This is a genomic window from Haloarcula sp. H-GB5 (assembly GCF_054850705.1).
Genome location: NZ_JBTWBG010000002.1, coordinates 1284162 through 1303671 on the forward strand (window position 1 = coordinate 1284162; position 19510 = coordinate 1303671).

General features: G+C 64.8%; 19 protein-coding genes. 8 read left to right on the forward strand and 11 right to left on the reverse strand.

The window, feature by feature from the left end; all coding sequences use genetic code 11:
• Positions 1–19: 19 nt before the first annotated feature.
• Positions 20–1078, reverse strand: a complete 1059-nt coding sequence (gene meaB / locus ACYJ11_RS14605) for a methylmalonyl Co-A mutase-associated GTPase MeaB (protein WP_461648287.1) — start codon at positions 1076–1078, stop codon at positions 20–22.
• Positions 1075–1497: a cobalamin B12-binding domain-containing protein gene (locus ACYJ11_RS14610; protein ID WP_004592670.1), complete on the reverse strand. Its 423-nt coding sequence runs from the start codon at positions 1495–1497 to the stop codon at positions 1075–1077. Before ACYJ11_RS14610 ends, meaB begins: the two co-directional genes overlap by 4 nt.
• A 274-nt stretch (positions 1498–1771) precedes the next feature.
• On the opposite strand from ACYJ11_RS14610, the gene ACYJ11_RS14615 reads away from it, so the two are divergent.
• The 4 genes from ACYJ11_RS14615 to ACYJ11_RS14630 are packed head-to-tail and all read left to right on the forward strand — an operon-like array spanning position 1772 to position 4704.
• Positions 1772–2446: a glycosyltransferase family 2 protein gene (locus tag ACYJ11_RS14615; protein WP_005534326.1), complete on the forward strand. Its 675-nt coding sequence runs from the start codon at positions 1772–1774 to the stop codon at positions 2444–2446.
• A gap of 2 nt (positions 2447–2448) precedes the next feature.
• Positions 2449–2835, forward strand: a complete 387-nt coding sequence (locus ACYJ11_RS14620; RefSeq protein WP_170096154.1) for a DUF2304 domain-containing protein — start codon at positions 2449–2451, stop codon at positions 2833–2835.
• Positions 2828–3685 (forward strand): polysaccharide deacetylase family protein, encoded by an 858-nt coding sequence (locus ACYJ11_RS14625; RefSeq protein WP_461648288.1) that lies wholly within the window; start codon positions 2828–2830, stop codon positions 3683–3685. Before ACYJ11_RS14620 ends, ACYJ11_RS14625 begins: the two co-directional genes overlap by 8 nt.
• Entirely contained in the window at positions 3682–4704 is a 1023-nt protein-coding gene (locus ACYJ11_RS14630; protein WP_461648289.1) for a lysylphosphatidylglycerol synthase transmembrane domain-containing protein, read from the forward strand. The genes ACYJ11_RS14625 and ACYJ11_RS14630 overlap by 4 nt, the downstream gene beginning before the upstream one ends.
• Before the next feature lie 30 nt (positions 4705–4734).
• On the opposite strand, the gene ACYJ11_RS14635 is transcribed toward ACYJ11_RS14630, so the two are convergent.
• The 3 genes from ACYJ11_RS14635 to ACYJ11_RS14645 all read right to left on the reverse strand — a co-directional run bounded on the left by ACYJ11_RS14635 (position 4735) and on the right by ACYJ11_RS14645 (position 8670).
• Positions 4735–6522, reverse strand: a complete 1788-nt coding sequence (locus ACYJ11_RS14635; RefSeq protein WP_461648290.1) for an ArnT family glycosyltransferase — start codon at positions 6520–6522, stop codon at positions 4735–4737.
• A gap of 42 nt (positions 6523–6564) precedes the next feature.
• Positions 6565–7251 (reverse strand): glycosyltransferase, encoded by a 687-nt coding sequence (locus ACYJ11_RS14640; protein WP_461648291.1) that lies wholly within the window; start codon positions 7249–7251, stop codon positions 6565–6567.
• A 69-nt stretch (positions 7252–7320) separates the two neighbouring features.
• Positions 7321–8670, reverse strand: coding sequence for an MFS transporter (locus tag ACYJ11_RS14645; protein WP_461648292.1), 1350 nt, complete (start codon positions 8668–8670; stop codon positions 7321–7323).
• Between the two features lie 74 nt (positions 8671–8744).
• Here ACYJ11_RS14645 and ACYJ11_RS14650 point away from each other — a divergent pair, with 74 nt between their 5' ends.
• Complete coding sequence (locus tag ACYJ11_RS14650) at positions 8745–8972, forward strand: ribbon-helix-helix domain-containing protein (protein ID WP_004518043.1); 228 nt, start codon at positions 8745–8747, stop codon at positions 8970–8972.
• Here the strand turns inward: ACYJ11_RS14650 and ACYJ11_RS14655 are convergent.
• Together ACYJ11_RS14655 and ACYJ11_RS14660 are read right to left on the reverse strand one after the other, a co-directional pair.
• A complete protein-coding gene (locus tag ACYJ11_RS14655) occupies positions 8969–9304 on the reverse strand; it encodes a hypothetical protein (RefSeq protein WP_188977217.1) in 336 nt (111 codons plus the stop codon). The genes ACYJ11_RS14650 and ACYJ11_RS14655 overlap by 4 nt on opposite strands.
• Positions 9305–9344: 40 nt before the next feature.
• On the reverse strand, positions 9345–9890 hold the full coding sequence (locus tag ACYJ11_RS14660; protein WP_004961247.1) for a hypothetical protein: 546 nt from the start codon (positions 9888–9890) through the stop codon (positions 9345–9347).
• Between the two features lie 159 nt (positions 9891–10049).
• Between ACYJ11_RS14660 and ACYJ11_RS14665 the strand changes: the two genes are divergently transcribed.
• Together ACYJ11_RS14665 and ACYJ11_RS14670 are read left to right on the forward strand one after the other, a co-directional pair.
• On the forward strand, positions 10050–10445 hold the full coding sequence (locus ACYJ11_RS14665) for a DUF2237 family protein (protein ID WP_188977219.1): 396 nt from the start codon (positions 10050–10052) through the stop codon (positions 10443–10445).
• 69 nt (positions 10446–10514) lie between these two features.
• Positions 10515–13304, forward strand: a complete 2790-nt coding sequence (locus ACYJ11_RS14670) for an AAA domain-containing protein (protein ID WP_461648293.1) — start codon at positions 10515–10517, stop codon at positions 13302–13304.
• On the opposite strand, the gene ACYJ11_RS14675 is transcribed toward ACYJ11_RS14670, so the two are convergent.
• Both ACYJ11_RS14675 and ACYJ11_RS14680 read right to left on the reverse strand, forming a co-directional pair.
• Complete coding sequence (locus tag ACYJ11_RS14675; RefSeq protein WP_461648294.1) at positions 13305–14990, reverse strand: PH domain-containing protein; 1686 nt, start codon at positions 14988–14990, stop codon at positions 13305–13307.
• Positions 14987–15448, reverse strand: a complete 462-nt coding sequence (locus ACYJ11_RS14680) for a PH domain-containing protein (protein WP_188977225.1) — start codon at positions 15446–15448, stop codon at positions 14987–14989. Before ACYJ11_RS14680 ends, ACYJ11_RS14675 begins: the two co-directional genes overlap by 4 nt.
• A 149-nt stretch (positions 15449–15597) precedes the next feature.
• On the opposite strand from ACYJ11_RS14680, the gene ACYJ11_RS14685 reads away from it, so the two are divergent.
• Positions 15598–15936 (forward strand): hypothetical protein, encoded by a 339-nt coding sequence (locus ACYJ11_RS14685; RefSeq protein ID WP_461648295.1) that lies wholly within the window; start codon positions 15598–15600, stop codon positions 15934–15936.
• A gap of 13 nt (positions 15937–15949) precedes the next feature.
• Here ACYJ11_RS14685 and ACYJ11_RS14690 read toward each other — a convergent pair whose 3' ends face one another.
• Complete coding sequence (locus ACYJ11_RS14690) at positions 15950–16591, reverse strand: beta-class carbonic anhydrase (RefSeq protein ID WP_461648296.1); 642 nt, start codon at positions 16589–16591, stop codon at positions 15950–15952.
• 93 nt (positions 16592–16684) lie between these two features.
• Positions 16685–19435 carry an ATP-dependent helicase gene (locus ACYJ11_RS14695; protein WP_461648297.1) on the reverse strand — a complete coding sequence of 917 codons (2751 nt, stop codon included), beginning with the start codon at positions 19433–19435 and terminating at the stop codon, positions 16685–16687.
• Between the last annotated feature and the right edge of the window lie 75 nt (positions 19436–19510).

Below are 19510 nucleotides of genomic sequence, written 5' to 3' on the forward strand. Positions count from 1 at the left end.
AAACGCGACAGCCCCGGACTTAGCTCCCGTCGCGAGGCTCGTCGAGACACTCTCGGAGCGGCGCGAGGACCTCGTCGACGACCGTGTATGGGTCAGTGTGGCGCTCGATGACGGCGTCGACGTACTGCTCGATACCGCCGCGGCGGTCGAGTTCGTCGACCAGTAGCTCGTTGGCGTCCTCCCGAAGCAGGGTTCGGATTTCGGCGGCGAATCGCTCCCGTGCCTGTCCCTCACGTCGGCCGGTTCGGTCCAGATACTCGCCGTGGTCGGCCAGCGTGTTCAGGAAGTCCTCGACACCTTCGCCCCGATTGGCAACCGTCTCTACGATAGGGGGGTCCCACGTCTCCGGCTCGTCGTCCACAGCACCGGCGTCGTCGGTGGCCGCGTCGTCACTGTCACTGGCGAGTTCGGTCGCGCCGTGGTGGCCGGAGTTCGGCCGGCCGCTCTGTCCCTGAAGCATCTCTCGGAGCTGCTGGACGGTCCGGTCGGCCCCGTCGAGATCGGCCTTGTTGACCACGAACACGTCACCGATTTCGAGGATGCCGGCCTTGAGCATCTGCACGTCGTCGCCGCTACCCGGGGGCACGAGTACGGCGACGGTGTCAGCAGTGCGGACGATGTCGACCTCGTTCTGGCCTGCGCCGACCGTCTCGACGATGATCTTGTCTTTGCCGAACGCGTCCAGCGCGGTCACGGCGTCGGTCGTCGCCGTCGACAGCCCGCCGAGGGACCCACGCGCGGACATCGACCGGAAGAACATGTCCATGTCGCCCGCGTTCGAGGCCATCCGTATCCGGTCGCCCAGCACTGCGCCGCCCGAGAACGGTGACGACGGATCGATGGCGATGACACCGACAGTCAGTCCCTGCTCGCGATAGGTCGCCGCAACCTTGTCGACCAGCGTGGACTTGCCCGCGCCGGGGCTGCCAGTGACGCCGATAACGTCGGCCGTTCCGGTGTGCTGGTGCAGGTCGGAGATTATCTCCCGATACCCCGGCGAGCGGTTCTCTATCTTCGTGATGACCCTTGCGAGGGCGCTGTGCTTACCCGCGAGCAGGTCAGCGACGAGATCGCTCATCGCTCGGGCGCGTTCTCGTGGATGTAGTCGATCATCTCCTCCATCGACGCACCCGGACCGAAGATTTCGTCGACGCCCTGCCCCCGAAGTTCCTCCTGATCGTCATCCGGGACAATGCCGCCGACGAGGATGAGCCGGTCGTCGAACGCGTCGTACTCCTTCAGCCCGTCGAGAATCTTCGGGACCAGTGTGTTGTGTGCCCCCGAGAGAATAGAGATACCGACGACATCCACGTCCTCCTGTACGGCGGCCTGCACGACCTCGTCGGGCGCGCGATGGAGCCCCGAGTAAATCACTTCGAAGCCGGCGTCACGGAGCGCCCGTGCGATGACGTGTGCGCCCCGGTCGTGACCGTCGAGTCCGACTTTCGCCACCAGACACCTGATGGTCCGTTCCGTCTGCTCCTGCTCGACACTCATGGCAGTACGTACCGCGCGGTGTGTTTTCATTCTTGCCCTATTCATCATGACTTATCTCGGGGACAAGTGCTCTTCTGAGCAAGAGGCCTGTAAACAATTACCACTACCTTGGTCGTGGGAAACAGCGGTCTCCCGAGTAGTCGGTTTCACGTCGGCTATAGCCCACAGAGGTCGTATTGCGTGAGCGAAACGGCCAAGTACACACTCACAGACTCCGAGGGAGGGATTCCAGAGAACGACAATTCTAAGTTCGCTGCTAGCGGCGTTTCCACCAGTGCGAACAGTCGCCGTCATCCCCGCGTACAACGAGTCGAGCACCATCGGGTCGGTGATCGACGGAACGAGCCGCTACGTCGACGAGGTCGTCGTCGTCGACGACGGGTCGTCGGACGATACCGCGGCAATCGCCCGAGAGCACGGCGCACACGTCGTCACACACGTCTTTAACACCGGTGTCGGTGGGGCCGTCAGGACGGGGTACCAGTACGCGATCCGCCACGACTACGACTTCGTCGTGCAGGTCGACGCCGATGGCCAGCACGACCCGGAGAAGATTCCGACCCTGCTGGACCACGCCGAGGACGCGGACATGGTCATCGGCAGCCGCTACCTGAACGAGAGCATCGACGACTACCCGCTCATCAGGCGGCTGGGCATCACGTTCTTTACGACCGTCGTGCGGAAGCTCGGCGGCATCGACATCACCGACGTGACGAGCGGCTTCCGCGTCTACCGTGTGTCGGCACTACAGGACATCCTCCACCGCTCGGACAACCACTGGGCGGTCGAACAGACGCTCGATGCGGCCCAGCGCGGCCAGCGGATCGAAGAGGTATCGATAGAGATGCCGATCCGGGACGAGGGTGAGTCGCAGTTCAGCCTCGACACGCTCGTGCTCTACCCGTTGCGGATGACTGACACGGTGTTTCGCGTCCTCCTCTTTCGCTAACTATGGTCTTTGGATTCGACTACTCACTGGTCAATCTCCTGTCGCTGGTCGTCGGCCTGGCCTTCCTCGCGAACGGCTACATCATCGTCCGAAGCGAACGCGAATCGTTAGAGCTGTTCGTGATGTCGCTGCTGCTCGGCACGGGACTCATCGTCGTTGCTATCGTCCCCAACGTGTTCGAGATCGTGGCGCGGCTGCTGGGCTTGGAGTGGAAAGCCCGGGCCATCCTCGTCATCTCGAACCTGACGCTGTTCGTCGCGGTGACGTACCTGCTCAACCGTATCGGGCACATGTACGACCGGCTGTCGCGGCTGAACGAGGAGCTGAGCCTTCTCCGGAGCGAACTGGAGGAACACCAGCTACGGACCGAGGACGAGCAGGATGACTGACCGTGCGGTACTGTCGATAGATTTCGAGCTGTTCACGCAGACGCCGGCGTACCGGAGCGCGTCGGGGACGACCGACCGCGACGGTGTCGGCCTCGATGGTGGCCGGTTTTTCAGGGAGACACTCGCAAAACACGACGCGGATTCGACCGCGTTCGTAGTGTCGTCAGTCGCCCAATCTCATCCCGACGCCGTGCGGGCACTCGCCGATGCGGGTATCGAGATCGCCTCGCACACGCACACACACCAGTTGCTCTCCGATCTCGACAGCGAGGAGCGGCGGGCGGAGTTGTCACAGTCGAAGGACGTGCTGGAGCGAGCCACCGACGAGCGGGTCTCAGGGTTCCGCGCGCCCGCCTTCGACATCACCGACGACCACTTCGACCTGCTTGCCGATATCGGGTACACGTACGACTCTAGCGTCGTCTCAAGCCGGTCGATTCCGGGGTGGTACGGCGGCGAGTACGACCTCCACGAACCTGCCCCGGCGACGGCAGTCCACCCGGACGCACCGGACAGCATTACTGAGTTCCCGGCGAGCGTCATGCCCGGCCTGCAGTTGCCCCTCACTGGGACCTGGCTCCGGTTTTTCGGCCCGCGGTACACGATTTTGGGCATGAAGCTGCTGGCCCGCCGGGGCATTACGCCGATGCTGTACGTCCATCCGTGGGAACTGGTGGACCTACCGGCCGTCGAGGGGGTGCCGACGCGGGTGTACGTCAGGACCGGCGACTGGATGCGACGGGCCGTCGAACGGATTCTACAGCAGGACTTCGAGTTCACGACCGCACGGGCCGTTCTGGAGGACGATGAAGCAGCCGCGACACGGCTCCACAGGGGCGAGACGCCGTGACGAACCGGGCTCGTGATCTGGGGATCACGGTCGCCCAGTACGGACTCGCCGTCGTTGCGCTGGCGTGGCTGCTCACGCAGTTCGACATCGCCAGCGCGGTCGACCTGCTCGCCGGCGTCGAGACCGAAACAGCGCTCGTGATTGTCGCCGTCAGCGTTCTCGGCATCTGTGGCCGAGCCTACACATGGCACGCGGTGATGACCCCACTTGCGCCCGCTCAGTTCCGGACCGCCGCCGGGACGACGCTCATCGTGAACTTCGTCAATCAGTTGCTCCCGTCGCGGCTCTCCGGGCGGCTAGCCGCGCCGTTTGTCCTCCGGAGCCAGACCGGGATGGCCTACAGCGACGCCGCGGCCGCCTCAGCGCTTCACACCGCCATCTTCGCGCTATACTACGGCGTGGCAGCGACCGCAGGGCTCGTGCTGGCGATTCCACTGCTCCGGCTCGAACTCCTCGTGCTACTGGCGCTCGCGACGAGCCTGTACTTCGTGGCCGGTCTGACAGTACTGTTTGGCGGCCTCAACCTCGCCTATCTGGACCGGCTTATCGGCTGGCTGTCCGGGGTGGCGGTCCGGGTTCCGCGCGTCGGTGAGGCACTCGCGTCGCAGCTCGACGGCCTGCTCGAATTCACCGACAGCTCGACCACGACATTTCGGTCACTGGTGAGCGAGCCAGCAGTGTGGCTACGCTACGCAGTCGGCTGGGCCGTCGACCTCGTGCTTGCGCCCGGCGTCCGCGTCGGCCTGCTGCTGGGAAGTTTCGGCGTCGCGTTCGAACCGCTGGTCGCGTTGCCGCTGTACCTGCTGGTCGCGTACACCGTGACGCTCCTGCCGCTGACGCCCGGCGGGATCGGTGTTACCGAAGCGACGGCGACGGCGGTGTTCGTCGCGCTGGGCATCCCAGCGGAAGTCATCATCCCCATCATCTTCGTCGACCGGTTCCTGAGTATCTACCTGCCGTCGCTCGCGGGCTGGTATCCCTCTGTTCGACTCGACGTCACGTCACTGACGACAGAATAGCCGGCCCGAGAGAGTCACGTCAAGACGGACTCAGAACGGCGGATGGCGGCTCGTGTCGCACTCGCCGTCACGTTCCAGAATAAGGGTGTACTGGTTCGCTGCGAGTTCCTGCTCGTCGGCGAACTGGTCCGTATGTGGGACGACGCCGAGCCGGAGCAGGTCGGTGAACGAGCCGGGCGTCGGTCGCTGGGGCACGAAGTTCGGCGGCCGCTCCCCGAACTCGGCGACGATTCGGTAGTTGTACTCCTCGTTCAGGAGGCTCCGGAGATAGGTGGCCTGTGCGTCGCCATTCCGGTAGTAGGTGTCCTCCTTGAGATACAGCAGATCCCGGTACCCGATCTGGATGTATCGGGGACACGCCATCGCTTCCTCCGCCTCCGAGTCCTGGCCGGCGACGTGTCGAGCGGTCAGCGAGTGCGGGACGGCGGTGTCCTGAACGTGGACACGGTACGTCTCCACCACGTCTCCGTCGTCGCTGTTGTCTTCGAGCCACGCTGTTGCTTCGTCTCGGGGCATCGACGCAAACTGTGCTGTCCCAACGCTGGCGTAAACGGCCGTCGTCACCAGCAAGATAGCCATCACCGGCCGCGCCAGAGACGACGAGCGTTCACGGAGGGCCACCAGTCGTCCGCCGACGAGCAAGGCAATGAGCGGGAACGTCGGCAGGAGGTGGTGCACCCGGAAGTCGTGCCACTGGGAGAACATCGCGATATAGGCCACCAGTCCCGTCAGGACGAGGACAGTGCCGTGGACGCCGGAACTGCGGTCACGCAACGTAGCGACAGTTGCCACGACGCTGGCGGCGGCCGCGGTAACCAGCGGCAGTCCCAGCGCACTGAAGTAGCCCCGCAGGAACCACCACCACATCGGGGCGTCGGGACCCGTTGGGTGGCTCATCCGCGAGGTCGAGCCGCCGAACACCCGCTCGATGAAGGGGTCGGCCCCTGCCACGAGCGCGGTCGGGAACCCGAGCACGATCATGGCGAAGCCGAGCAGTGCGCCACTCAGCAGGAGCTTCGGCCGGTACAGCGTCTCCGTCAGCGGCGCGTCAGTAGCATTGGCACGCAGCAGGAAGGCGACGCCGATAAGCAGGATGACCGGTGCGGCCGTCAGTTTGAACGCAATCGCGACGCCGCCGGCAGCGCTCGCTGCCAGAAACAGCGTTCCGTCGTCGGTCTGGACGTACCTGACCAGCAGATACAGCGTGAGGAGGACGAACACCAGCGCCGGCATGTCCTCGCCGGCCTCCTTCGAGATGGTGAGGAAGCCGAAAGTCAGCGAGAGCACGACGGCCGAGAGCCGGCCGGCGTTGCGCCCCTCGATTGCGACGCCGAGGCGGTACGTGAGGTAGACGACACAGAGCGCGGCAACGACGTTAGTTAGCCGGATAGAGACGAGGCTCCAGGTCCAGATCCACTCAGGGGTCCCGGCCCAGACCTCGTAGTGGCCGAACTCCCAGCCGGGGAAGGCAATCGTAGTGAACGCGCCGAGGTCCCCAGTGAAAGCCGCGACGAGTACGACAGGGAGGATAGCGAGCGCATAGAGGTACAGCGTCGCGCCGAAGGGGGCCCGACCCCACTCGATGCCGGCTTTGAGCCCCTCGAAAGTCGGTTCTTCGAGGACCGACCCGTAGACGACCATCGCGTCGAGCAAGCGGCTGTACTCGTCACGGGTCGCGAAGTTCGGGATGCGGTGCCAGAACCAGAACCCGACCATAACAGCCGACAGCAGGAGCACGTAGCGGAGGTACGGGTCGTCCCGGAGGTCCGCCCGTACTTGTTCGACAGCACGTCGGGGCAGTGACCGCCAGCCACTCATCGTGTCAGTGCTCCGGTGTGTGTGTTGAAAAGGCTGCCCTTCTCAGAAGTAGTCGGCATCGAACTCCCGGCGGAAGATGTAGTGATTGGCGTATCCCCGAACATACTTGGCAAACAGTGAGAGGTACCCTTCGTCAGCCTCTCTACGCGCGGACGTGGCCACACAGGAGTCGGCGTCGTAGGCGATTCGGCCGTAGTCTTTCATCCGCAGTGAGAGTTCCGTGTCCTCCATGAACGGGATGTCCTCGTCGAAGCCGCCCGCGGCTTCGAAGGTGTCGGCCCGGAAACTACAGTTGAAGCCCGGTTGCTGGACGAAGCCCAGCGGCCAGGACACCCGATACCAGTAGTCCGACAGCAGTTTGAACAACACGCGGTGTTTGAGACTGTCTTCGAGTGGCCGTGCGGGCCCGCCAACGCCGATCACCTCGTCGTCAGCGTAGTGCCTGAGATGCAGGCGGACCCAGTCCTCGGGAACCACCGTATCTGCATCGGTGAACAGCAGAATCGGCGCTGTCGCGGCTTCGGCTCCGCGATTCCTGGCGATTCCCGCCCCGCCTTCGTCGCACCGAACGACGGTGTCGACGAAGGGGGTGTCACGGGCCACCTGTTCCGTGCCGTCGTCGCCGCCGACTACGACGATCAGTTCCACGGACTGTGACTCGAAGGGAGCCAGACAGCGGGCCAGCGACTCCGCCTCGTTGTAGGCCGGGACGATGACTGCGGCGTCCATCTGAGCAGCAGGTACATCGTACAGACAGAAATAGCAAGCGATGCGACGGCCTGCCCGACGCTCAGGCGGTCACGAACGCCGTGCGAGAGCAGTCCCCGCGAGAACAGCGACGAGTGCAATACCGGCGAGTGTCCCGAACAGCGCCGTCGCGTTCGCAAAGGCCAGAATCGACCCCGCGAGACCGCCGCCGAGCGCGCCGACACCGAACACGCCCAGATACGTGAAGCCATACGAGAGTCCGCGCGTGCCGGCAGGCGTGTATTCCGCGACGGCAGCCTGATACATCGGCTGGACGACGAACAGCGCGACGCCCAGAAGCGCACCGAGCACCGCCAGCGGACCGAAGCCCATCGCCGACACCGGAACGAACAGCGCCGCAAGGGCGGCAAGCACCAGGAACGAGCCAGCGATACCGTATTCGACTGGAATCCGGTCGGTCAGTTTGCCGCCGGCGTACTGGCCGAGGACGCCGATGAGCAACAGGCCGGCGTAGAAGTAGTCCTGTGGCTTGAGCGTCTGGCCCGTCCCGGCCTCGATACCGAGCGCCGACAGGACGCTGGGAGGCAACAGGGCCTCTATCGGGATGGGCTCGAAGCCTGGCAAGTCTCGCAGGAGTTCCGGGAGAAACGTGAGGACGCCGCGGTAGTACAGCCCCGAGCACATGACGACAAGGAACACGAGCAGGAAGCTCCCGGCCAGCAGATGCTTGCTCTCCGAGAGGAACTCCTCAAGCGAGTCGATACCACTACTTGCCTTCGACCCGCCGTCAGTCGCGGTCGCCACTGCTGCCGTCTCGTCGAAGCTCGCCTGCGAGGCGTAGACGGCGGCGAGCAACGCCGGAACGCCGAGGACGAGCGCGACCGTCCGCCACTCGGCGACCAGCAGGAGAATCGCGGCGACGAGTGGGCCGAGGCCGATGCCGAGGTTGCCGGCGACGCCGTGATAGGCCAGTCCGGTCCCGCGCTGTTCGACACCTTTGCTGATGAGCGAGAGCCCCGCCGGGTGGTAGACGCTGGCCGAGAGCCCCCAGAGGACAAGCGCCAGCGCGATGACGACCATACTCGGAGCCAGTCCAAGCAGGATATACGAGCCGCCCATGCCGAGCAGACAGCCCGTGATGAGGCGACGGGAGCCGATACGGTCGACGACAATACCGCCAGGGAGCGCGCCCGCCCCGAACAGGCCGTAGCCCAGCGTCACGATGACGCCGACCGTCGCCGTCGTCACGTTGAACTGTGCGATACCGAGGTTGATGAGGTCGAACTCGGTGAGCCAGATGACGACGAATATCGGGACCGCCATCTCGTAGGTGTGGACCAGACCGTGTGCGAGCATGACCAGCGCGGTGATCGCTCGGTCGTTCGCGTTCACACTGTGGTTCGTGTCTGCCGCCGGCAAGTGTGTGACGGTTCCGCGCATCTACGCGTGCGCCTTTTTACCCCTTCCCAGAACCAGGGGTGGGTTTTTATGTCCGAACAGTATAGGCGGCAAGTGTGAGCAAGATCAAGGTGTCACTTCCGGACCAAGTCGACTCGGACATCCAGCGACTCGTCGAACAGGGCGAGTTCCTCAACCGTGATCAGGCCGTGGAAGACCTCCTGAAGCGAGGGATTTCGGCCTACAATACCACGACCGAAGAGACCGAGACGCTCGATGAAGAGATTTTCGACCAGACGGCCTCCGAACAGCAGGACCCGGCGATGCAGGACGATTTCCTCTAATCGCGGTTCTGTGAGAGCCGGCTGTCGTCCTCGGATGCCCGCTGTCCGGAGCCGTTGTCTTCCTGCCGCTGTTGTTTCATTTTTGCGCCGGGTTTCGGACCTCTATCGACTGACTCGTAGGGCGTTTCCGCGATGCTCTCCGGGATGATGTACCACGCGAGGCCACCGCCAACGACGGTTCCGCCAACAAACGTTACAGCGACAATCGGTAGTTCCGAACCACCGTACAACGTCACAAGCCCCATCGAGACGCCGAAGAGGAGTGCGAAGCCGACTTGCGTATATCTGAGAAATCGTTTCCGGTCGGCGTCCGTCATTGAGGGACCGACCATCAGCGGCCCCCGGTACAGACTGGGTGTGTCCGGTTGACCATCAGTAGAAGCCCCGCTCTACGTCTTCCTCGATGACGTCTTCGAACTCCGCGTCGAGTAGTTCCTCCGCTTCCTCGAACGTCTCAGTGAGTTCGCTCATCTGGTCTGGTCGGTCGTGGTGATCGAACTCCATCGGGCCATAGGCCGGGGAGTCCATCGCGTCCATCATGTCCTCAAGCAACGCTTGCGGCGACGTGGGTGCGTCCGCATGCGTTTCGAGCACCGTTTCGAGGTTCTTAGCCTTCTCCTTGGCGTCGTCCTCGTCCTCCGGTCCCTGCTGGACGCCGAAGATGCCCGACCCGTCATTCGGGAACAGCGGGTCGATATCGTCGTCGATGCGGCGGGCCACTTGCGACCCGACGCCCTGTACCTCGAAGGGGTTCTTTGCATATGTCTTCAGCTGGTAGACACCGGCGTCAGGGTGACCGAAGTAGATGTCCTCGCCGATTCCGTTCGCGCGGTCGCCCCCGACGGCACGCCAGTCCCCCGGATTGGCATTGCTCTCCATCACGTCTTCGAGAATGTCCTGCCAGTCGCGAACGCGCATTGTCAGTCGCTTGTTCGGCCTGGGTCAGAATGAACCCATCGGTCCTGAATGGCACAGCGACCGACTGGTCATCGCTGTGCGGAAGCCAAAGACCCTCGCCAGCCGGCGTGTCAGTCACGTAGCCGAACGGCTTTACTCCCCGGAACAGCCAGACGTGGTATGGAAAGCGAACGCAACGTCCTCGGCGGGGAGCTAGCTCCCTGCTCGATGGACCCGGAGACGGGGTTCATGCGCGACGGCTACTGCTACCCGCTCCAGCGCGACCCGGGACGGCACGAGATCTGTGCCGTGATGACGGCTGAGTTTCTGGAGTACAGCAAGGCACAGGGCAACGACCTCGTGACGCCGCGGCCGGAGCTGAACTTTCCGGGCCTCGACCCGGGCGACCACTGGTGTGTCTGCGTTCCGCGCTGGATAGAGGCCCACGAGGCCGGGCACGCACCGCCGGTGAATCTCGACGCGACGAGCGAGGACGTGCTCGAAGACGTGTCGCTGGAGACGCTCAAAGAGTACGCCGCCGACACCGAGTCCGATGCCGATGCGACCAGCGAATGAGCGCCGGCGCGAACGACTTTTGAGGGACCGCCCCGTCGCTTGGGTCGTGCAACAGGGGAGGGCCGAAGCATGAGCGTAGACCGTGTTCGCGGTGTCGTCGTCGACATCGAGGAGCCGAAGACGGTGAACACCCAGTACGGCGAGAGCGACCTCTGTGAGGTGACGATACGCCCCGACCGCGGGGCCGGCGAACCCACGACAGTCACACTCTGGGGGAAGTGGACCGAGAACGCCGCCGTCATCGAGACGGGCATGGAGATCGCCGTCTACAACCCCGACGAGCGGGAGTATCAGGGCGAACAGCAGTACTCCGTCGGCGGCGACGCCACGCTCGTCGTCCAGCCGGACTTCCTCGTCGACGTGACCGACATCCGGGCGTGGGTGCAGTGCCCGCGGATGTACTACCTCCGGAAACTCGACGGCGCAGAGCACGCCTACCCGCTTGTGAAGGGGACGGTCGTCCACGAGGTGTTCGGCGACCTGCTCCGCGGTCGGGACCTCGACGCCGCCATCGAAGAGCAGGTCGACGCCGCCGGCTTGGACATCGGACTGCTCGGCCGAGAGGCCGACGAGGTGGCCGGCGACGTGCGCGACCACGCGTCGGCTATCCAGGGGTGGCTCCAGCAGGGGACGCTGACTGAGACGGATGGAGCGGCGACAGCCGCTGACAACTCGGAGCGGGACTTCAGTCCCGCGGAGAGCGAGTGGCGCTCCGAGATGACGCTCATCTCCGAGCGGTTCGGCATGAAAGGGCGGGCCGACGCCGTCCGGCGCGGGATGCCCGTCGAGCTCAAGACCGGCAAGAACACCAAGCGGGAGCCGCGGTTTCAGGACAAGATTCAGGCGACGGCATACGCCCTGATGCTGGGCGAGCGCGCGGCCGGCGCGGGCAGCGCCGTCGACGCGGCCCCGGATACCGGGACACTCCTCTACACGAAAAACGCCGCCGTCGACCGGAACGAGGAGAGCGGCGATCTCTCGCCGGCCAAGGAGTTCTCCATCGGGAGCGGGCTGCTGAACTACGTCGTTCGGACCCGCAACGCGATTGCGGCGATGGAGTACGACTCTAGCGTGCCGACGGGCTACGAGGCCAACGCCAAATGCGAGTACTGCTTCGAGCAGGACACCTGCATGGCCGTCTCCGGCCGCCTCGACCAGGAATCCAAGGCGGGAACGGTCGGTCGGGCGGTGCCCGAAGAAGAGCTGGAGTACTTCGAGCGGTTCTACACGGCCGTCGAGGCCGAGCGCCGGTCCGTCCACCGGGAGTACGCGAAGCTCTGGGAACAGACGCCCGAGGAGCGCGCCGACAACGACCGGGCGCTCATCGACCTGGAACCCACCGGTCGCCGGGAACTCGACGGCGGCCGCTGGGAACTCCGCGCGACAGGGACCGGTGCCGTCTCGAAGATCCGCGAAGGCAACCTCGTGCTCGCCAGCGACGGCGACCCGGTGACCGGCAACGCCGAACTGGCGCGGGTCGAGCGACTGGGCAACGAGGCGCCACGCGCCTCGGACAGCGGGAACGGCGACGCCGTGAACGCGGAAATCGTCGTCACGGCTGACGAGCCGCTTGACCTCCGCCGACTGGACGTGTACCCCTCCGAACTGACGACCGACCGGCTCCAGAACGCGCTCCACGACGCCGTGCTCCTCCAGTCGCCCGAGCAGAAGGACGTGCTGTTCGGGCGGCGCAAGCCGGAATTCAGTTCAGTCGATGAGACGTTCATCGACAACAACGACGCCCAGAACGAGGCCGTCCAGTTGGCGGTCGGTGCCGAGGACTTCGCGCTCGTCCATGGGCCGCCGGGGACGGGCAAGACGTACACGCTGGCGCGGATGGTCCGGGCACTGATAGCCCGGGGCGACCGCGTCCTGCTCTCGGCCTTTACCAACCGCGCCGTCGACAATCTGCTGGAAGCGCTGGAAGACCAGGGGTACACCGACATCGTCCGGGTCGGCACGGAGAGCGGCGTCCGCGATGACATGCAGAAGTACCGCCTGGAGACCAGCGGCGACCCGGGCGAGTGTGCGAGTCGGCTCCAGAATGCCCAGGTCGTCGCGGCGACGACAGCTACCTGCGGCGGGAGCACGCTCCAGACCCAGAAGTTTGACGTGGCCGTTGTCGACGAGGCCGGCCAACTGACCGAGCCAGGGACGCTCGCGGCGACGACGCTGGCCGACCGGTTCGTGCTGGTCGGCGACCACCAGCAGCTCCCGCCGGTGGTCCAGTCAGAGGACGAGACGCTGACGACCTCGCTGTTCGAGCGGCTCATAGACGCCCACCCGGACGCGGGCGTGATGCTCGACCGCCAGTACCGGATGGCCCAGCACATCCAAGCCTTCGCCTCGCAGGAGTTCTACGACGGGCAGTTGCGGCCGGCGACCGGCGAGGTGGCTGCCCAGCGGCTCGACGACCTCGACGGTGTCTCGTCGGCTAGCTTGCCCGAAGGGCTCCGGGACCGCGTGGCGTTCGTCGACCCGGATGGCAGCCAAGTCGGGAACACCAACCCCATCGAAGCTGACCGGATCGCCGACATCGTCGCGTCGTACCGGTCGGCAGGGGTACCGGCCGACGACATCGGCGTCATCGCACCGTACCGCGCGCAGGTCGCCGAGATATCGAAGCGCCTGCCGGACGTGACCGTCGACACGGTTGACCGGTTCCAAGGGTCGAGCAAGGAGGTCATCGTTATCTCCTTTGTCGCCACCGGGACGCTTGACAGCCCGATATTCGAGGATTACCGGCGTATCAACGTCGCACTCACGCGGGCGAAGAAGGCGCTCGTTCTCGTCGGCGACGGCGACGCGCTGGCGACCGACGAGGTGTACGGCCGGATGGTCGAGTGGGCGCGGGGCTGACTAAGAGTCCGCGTCGCTGACCCTGTCGCCCGTCCGCAGCCCTGCAACGTGTGCGGTGAGATGTTCCCGCAGCGTATCCCTGAGTTCGCTTGCGGTGTCCTCATCGATGTCGTACACCCGAGCGACACCGCCGAGCAGGCTTGACGAACTCGCCGTGTCGGCTCCCACAGTCGCTAGGTCGCGGCGGCGCTGGAACGGCGACCGCGTGACGAACACCGTCTGGAGCCGGTAGTAGGGGACGATGCGCGTCGTGCGCCGCCAGAACCCGCTCCGGGTCGCCAGTACCGAGTCACCGAGGTCGAAGCCGCGGTGTCGCCAGCGGAGGTGGGCCGCCGGCACGACCGGGAGAAAGAGGAGGGCGGCGAGCCACCAGTAGCCCGTTGCAAGTACCAGCGAGTCCACGGCGTAGGCGACTGCGGTGAGGCCGGCCGCGGCCAGTGAGAAGCGAGCGAGATAGCGCCGACGGGCGCGTGTGGGCGACCGGTCGAAGTCGAGGTCGCCGAACGGCTCGATATCGCGGGCCAGTTCGTACACCTCCTCACGGGGGGCCAGCGGGACGGCGACACCCTGCGTCGACTGCTGGTTTCCACCGCTGTAGCCGGCCGTCTCGACGGCCAGCGTCGCGTAACCGAACCGCCGCATCAGGATGTTCTCGCGGATGGTGACTGTCTGGACCTTCTCCATCGGGATGTTCCCGCTGTAGCGGCGCAACAGTCCCCGCTCGTACCGGAGGTCGCCGTCGGCCTGCGTGAGCTGGAAGCCGTAGTACTCGATGACTGTCAGCGCCACGCTGACGACCAGTGCCAGCAGGAGGAACTGGATGGCGGAGAGGGCGGCGAAGACGACGAGTCGCGTGGTTTCCGGTGAGCTGGCCAGCCAGCGGACGACAGGTCCATTGAGCGATGCGCCGGAAAGGGTCGCGTTGAACCGCAGGACGGCCCAGACGACGTCCATCCCAAGCGGGAGCGACGCTAGCGTCAGGACCGGCGCGGCCGGTCGAACGGAGACGAGCGCGTACGTCAGGAGTTCGCGCTGGTCGAACGCGAACAGCAGCGACCCGTCCGGCTGGTCGCGTTCCGCCGTGTCCGAGGCCGAAACCGGGTCCCCAAAATCATCCGCCGTCTGGGCGTCACCGGTCCGTGCAGGCGTGGAGCCGTTCACTCCGGGGAGATCAGCGTGGGCTGCCCGGCTAGATGTCGCAGCCTCGGACACCGCGTCGGCGGCTCCCGTCTCGGTCCCGGTGGCCTCGTCCCGGTCGTGGGTTCGTACGTAGTTCCGGAGACGTTTGACTTCGGTCTCGTCGACCGCGTCCAGTGTGGCTTCCGTCGCACTGCCACCGGCCGTCTCGAAGCGGACGATTGCGAGTCCGAGCAGGCGGTTGATGATGTTCTGTTCGACATCGAGGTTCTGGACGCGACCCAGCGGAATCTGGCGGGACTGTCTGGCGAAGACGCCGGATTCCACGGTGAGCGTGTCCCCGTCGAGTTCGTAGCGAAAGCGGAGATAGCGCGCCAGCGCGTACCCACTAAACGTCAACGCACCGAGCAGGCCGAGCAGCGGAACCGCGAACCCCGGCAGTCCGAGCATTCCGGTTCCGAGTGAGCCCCCGAAGAAGCCAAAGAAACCGCCTTGCAGCGCTGCTCTGGCGACGCGCAGGACCGCACTCCGGGGGTGGAGCCGGTTCATACCGCGTCCGTGGCCTCGCTCTCGTTCGCGAGGTCACGGAGTTGTTCGCGTAGTTCGGTCGCCCGTTCCGGTCGTAGCCCGGGAATGGTGATGTCCGCGCCGCGGGTCCCGGCGGTGTAGACGACAACGCTCGCTAGCCCGATTGCGCGTTCGACCGGGCCGCGCGTGGTGTCGACGTGCTGGACGCGGACGTACGGCACCGACGTGTCGGTCCGGGTGACGACACCACGAAGGAGAAAGAGCGCGTCGTCCTGCAGGTCAAAACGCCAGATGCGGTGAGCAGCGATGGCGTGGGCGACACCCAGAAGCACGAGCACAACCCAGCCGCCGACGATGACCGTCTGTGGCAGCGAGACAGCGAACCGGTCGACGAGATATGCGATGACGCCGAGTACCGACGCCTGGATAACTGTCGACAGAACCCACAGCAGTCTCACCCGCGGGTGGAGCGACTCCATGTCCGAATTGAGGGGCCGGCCGCGGATTAACGGTTTGGCTCCGGGGCGAAATTGGAAGCGTTTCGACCCACACACGGGGCAAACAGTGGGCGAAATCGTCCGGAACTTCGAAAAACGTCCTTGTATGCCCCCGACGCCGGACAAGGCGTATGTCACGAAGCCGACGGACGTTTCTGACGACGCTCGCCGCTGCAAGTGTCACGCTCCCGCTCGCCGGCTGTGCCGGCGGCGACGGGCAATCCGGAGACGAGGAGACGGAGTCGATGAACGACGAGGGAACTGATTCGATGGAGGGCGAAGCGATGACTGAGTCGATGGATGGCGGCGAAACGAACAGCTCGATGGTACAAGGTAATGAAACGGAGTCGATGGAGGGCAGCGCAATGACCGAATCGACGACGGAGCCCGCGGACGGCGAATCGATGGGTGACGACGAGATGGACGCCGGGATGACCGAAAACGAGACGGCGTCGTACGCCACCCAGTGACGACCGCAACGAACTACACGCGCTCGTTGACCTGTTCGGAGACCCGCTCGCCGGGCCGACGGAGGTGGCCGCTCTCGACCTCGTAGACGTAGCCTGTCACCGTGACGTCGTCGGGAATCAGCTCGTGGTTTTCGAGGTATTCGACCTGTGCCGCACAAGCCGCATCGATGTCGTCGGTCATCCGGACCCACTCCGCGATTGACGCGTCACCGATGTCTAGCTCCGGCAGTGCTGGGTCCAGATCGATATCATCGAGGTCGCCGTCGACCGCGGCCTCGAACCCCGCGACGATATCCTCGTCGGACGCGCTCATCATCCCACAATCGGTGTGGTTGACGACGATGATTTCGGTCGTATCGAAATACTGTGTTGTCAGCGCGGCCGAGCGAATTACGTCGTCTGTCACTTTGCCGCCGGCGTTGCGGTATATCTGTGCGTCGCCCAGCGAGAGGCCGAGCGCGTCCTCGACGGGGATTCGCTCGTCCATGCAGGCGACGACGAGCAACTGCTTGTCGGTCGGGATGCCCTTGCGCCGTCGACGCGCCCAGTCGTCCCTCGCGTCGACGCCGTCGTCGACCGATTCGTGGACGTGGCCGGCCTCCGGTTCGCTGTGCTCGTGCGTGTCGTCGTCGCTCCCGTGTGTGTGGTGTGGCATTGCAGAACACGCCTTTGTGCCACGTGACCTTTACTGCTTGCTCGGCGGCAGTCCAGCGGAGGGAAGACAACCAAGTCGGGCAGTGCAAGCCGCTCAGTCGTCAGTGGCGACAGCGCTGTCTTCGCCGTTTCCGTCCTCGATTTCGTTCAGGACTCGCTGGTGGAACTCCTGGAGGACGGCCGATTCGTCCTCGGCAAGCACCACGTCGCTGGCCATCAGCGTCGCGAGGCCGAACGCGCGCGGCGACGGCGAGTCGACGCGGGTCCGGACCACGTCCACGTCACCGTTTTGTATCGCACGCAGGACGGTCTCGATGCCGTCGGCGTTCAGTTTGTCCTCCAGAATCTCGCGGTAAGTCTCCTCGACGACGGCGAAGTCGCCGAGGTCCTCCGCGAACCCGAGCAGCATCTCCGAGGACACCTGTTGTTCGCTGGCGGACTTCTCGTAGCCCTTGTAGCGTTTGAGAATCATCAGCGACCGCGTGGCGTTGATGCGGAAGTACCGCTGGAGAAGGTCCGTCCCGTCGAGGCTGGCCCGGAGGTCCTCGCGGGCCGTCTCGGGGTCTAGGTCTCCGACGATTCGCGCGATATCGACCTTCCGGTTCAGCGGCATCGAGAGCGTGAAGCCGTTGTCGGCGACGGCGACCTGAACGTTCGCGCTTGCTTCCCGGGCGATGTGATACGCCAGTAGCCGAGAAAAGCCGTCGTTGAACCGCCGGCCGTAGTTCGAGTGGACGTGGTAGTGCCGTTCGTACTCGTCGTGGTCCAGCGTCTCCTCGATGACGAGCCGGTCGGTCGTGGCCACGCTATCCGAGCCGGCATAGGCCACCTGTTCGCGGAACATCCGCGCGATAGCTCGAACGCTGTTCTCGTCGACGGGGAAGGTCCGGAGCCAGTTGCGGACCTCTGACATCCCGCCGTCGGCCAGCCGGTCCAGCAGTTGGCCCTGGAAATCGAGGATCTCGCGCCCGAGGTCGTACGAAAGCGGGAGGCGTTCGGAGAACCACGACGGCACCGTCGGGCGGGCGGCGGTCCGGTCGACGTACACCTTCGACCCGCGGCGGTAGCGGTACTCGAAGTTGTCCCCGCCGAGCACGAACACGTCACCTTTCTCTAACGTGTCCAGATACGATTCGTCAAGCTGGCCGACCCAGCTGTCGTCGCTCCGGGTGACCACGTCGCAGGTAAACGAGTCCGGAATCGTTCCAATGTTGGTCATGTAGATGACTCGCGCGAGCCGACCGCGTTTGCCGATGAGGTGCTCACCCACGTCGTACTCCTCGTAGTGGTGCTCGCCGTCGGGCGCGTCGTTGGTGTCCCGCCAGATCTTGGCGTAGACGTTCTTGTCCTCCATTCCCGGGTAATCAGCAGTCATATACCGCATCAGCTGCTCCCAGTCCTCGTCGTCGTAGTTCCGGTACGGGTAGGCACGACGGAGGACACTCTTGAACGTCTCTTCCGGGCGGACATCGTTGATAGCCATGCCGTAGACGTGCTGTGTCGCCACATCTTGTGCGTTCTCGGGGATGAATACGCGGTCGACAAAGCCCCGCTCGGCCTTTTCGAGCATCACCGCACACTCGACCAGTTCGTCACGGTCGAGCGCGATGACGCGGCCCTCGACAGTCTCACCAAGTTGGTGGCCCGCGCGGCCGATACGCTGGAGCAACGCGGCGACGGACTTGGGCGAGCCGACCTGTACGACGAGGTCGATGTGGGGCATGTCGATACCCAGTTCCAGGCTGGTCGAGGTCGTCACCACATCGAGTGACCCCTCCTTCAGCGACTCCTCGATGTCGCGGCGTCGCTCCTTCGAGAGCGAGCCGTGGTGACAGCCGGAGTTCGATTCGTCGTAGTCGTCGAACTTCTCGCGGAGGTTATGCAGGACCCGTTCGGCCCCCGAGCGCGTATTGGTGAACACGAGCGTGTTGGTGTGAGACTGGATATGGTCGTGGAGTTGCTTGTAGAACCGCTCGGTGACGATATCCCGCGGCGTGTTGATGAGGTCATCGGCTGGACAGGACAGCTCCATGTCGAAATCGCGGGCGAAGCGCGTGTCGACGATCTCGTAGTCGCGAGGGTCGCCGCCGGGCTCCTCGCGGCCGACCAGGAACTCCGCGACGGTGTCGAGCGGCTCAACGGTCGCCGAACAGCCGATTCGCGTCGGCGGTTCCTCGACCATCTCCTCTAATCGTTCCAGTGACACCGAGAGATGGGTCCCGCGCTTGTTCTCGGCGAGGCTGTGGATCTCGTCGACAATGACGTACTCGATAGTTTCGAGTTTCTGCTTGAACTTCGGTGAGTTGAGCAGGATTGCGAGGGTTTCCGGCGTCGTATTGAGGATGTGGGGCGTCGTTTCGAGCATCGCCTGCCGCTCACTGTCGCTGGTGTCGCCATGGCGGATCGCGTGGCGGATTTCCACGTCCTCGCCGCGCTCCGCAAGCTTGGCCGTGATGCCGTCCAGCGGTTGTTCGAGGTTCCGGTGGATATCGTTAGCCAGCGACTTCAGCGGCGAGACGTACAGGCAGTAGACGGAGTTCTCCAGTTCGTCCTCGCGGGCCTTCCCGAACAGTTCGTTGATGATACCGGTAAAGGACGCGAGGGTCTTGCCGCTCCCCGTGGGCGCGCAGATGAGGGCGTTCTCGCGCTCGTGGATGAGCGGGATGGCCTCCTTCTGTGGCGGCGTGAAGAAGCCGCCGTTGCCGGGGACGAACTCGCCGAATTGCTCGACCCACCACTCTTGGACGACAGGTGCGAGGCGGTCCAGCACCTTGCCATCGTCGATGTCGACCGCCTCCGGGTCGAAGCCCGGGTCCGTCGCTGCGAGACGCTCGCGTCCTCCCATTGTCGGCTCTTACCGACCAGTAGGACTGCCACGGCAAGTGGGTTCCGCCATATCGATGGGGAAAACGTCTAAGCG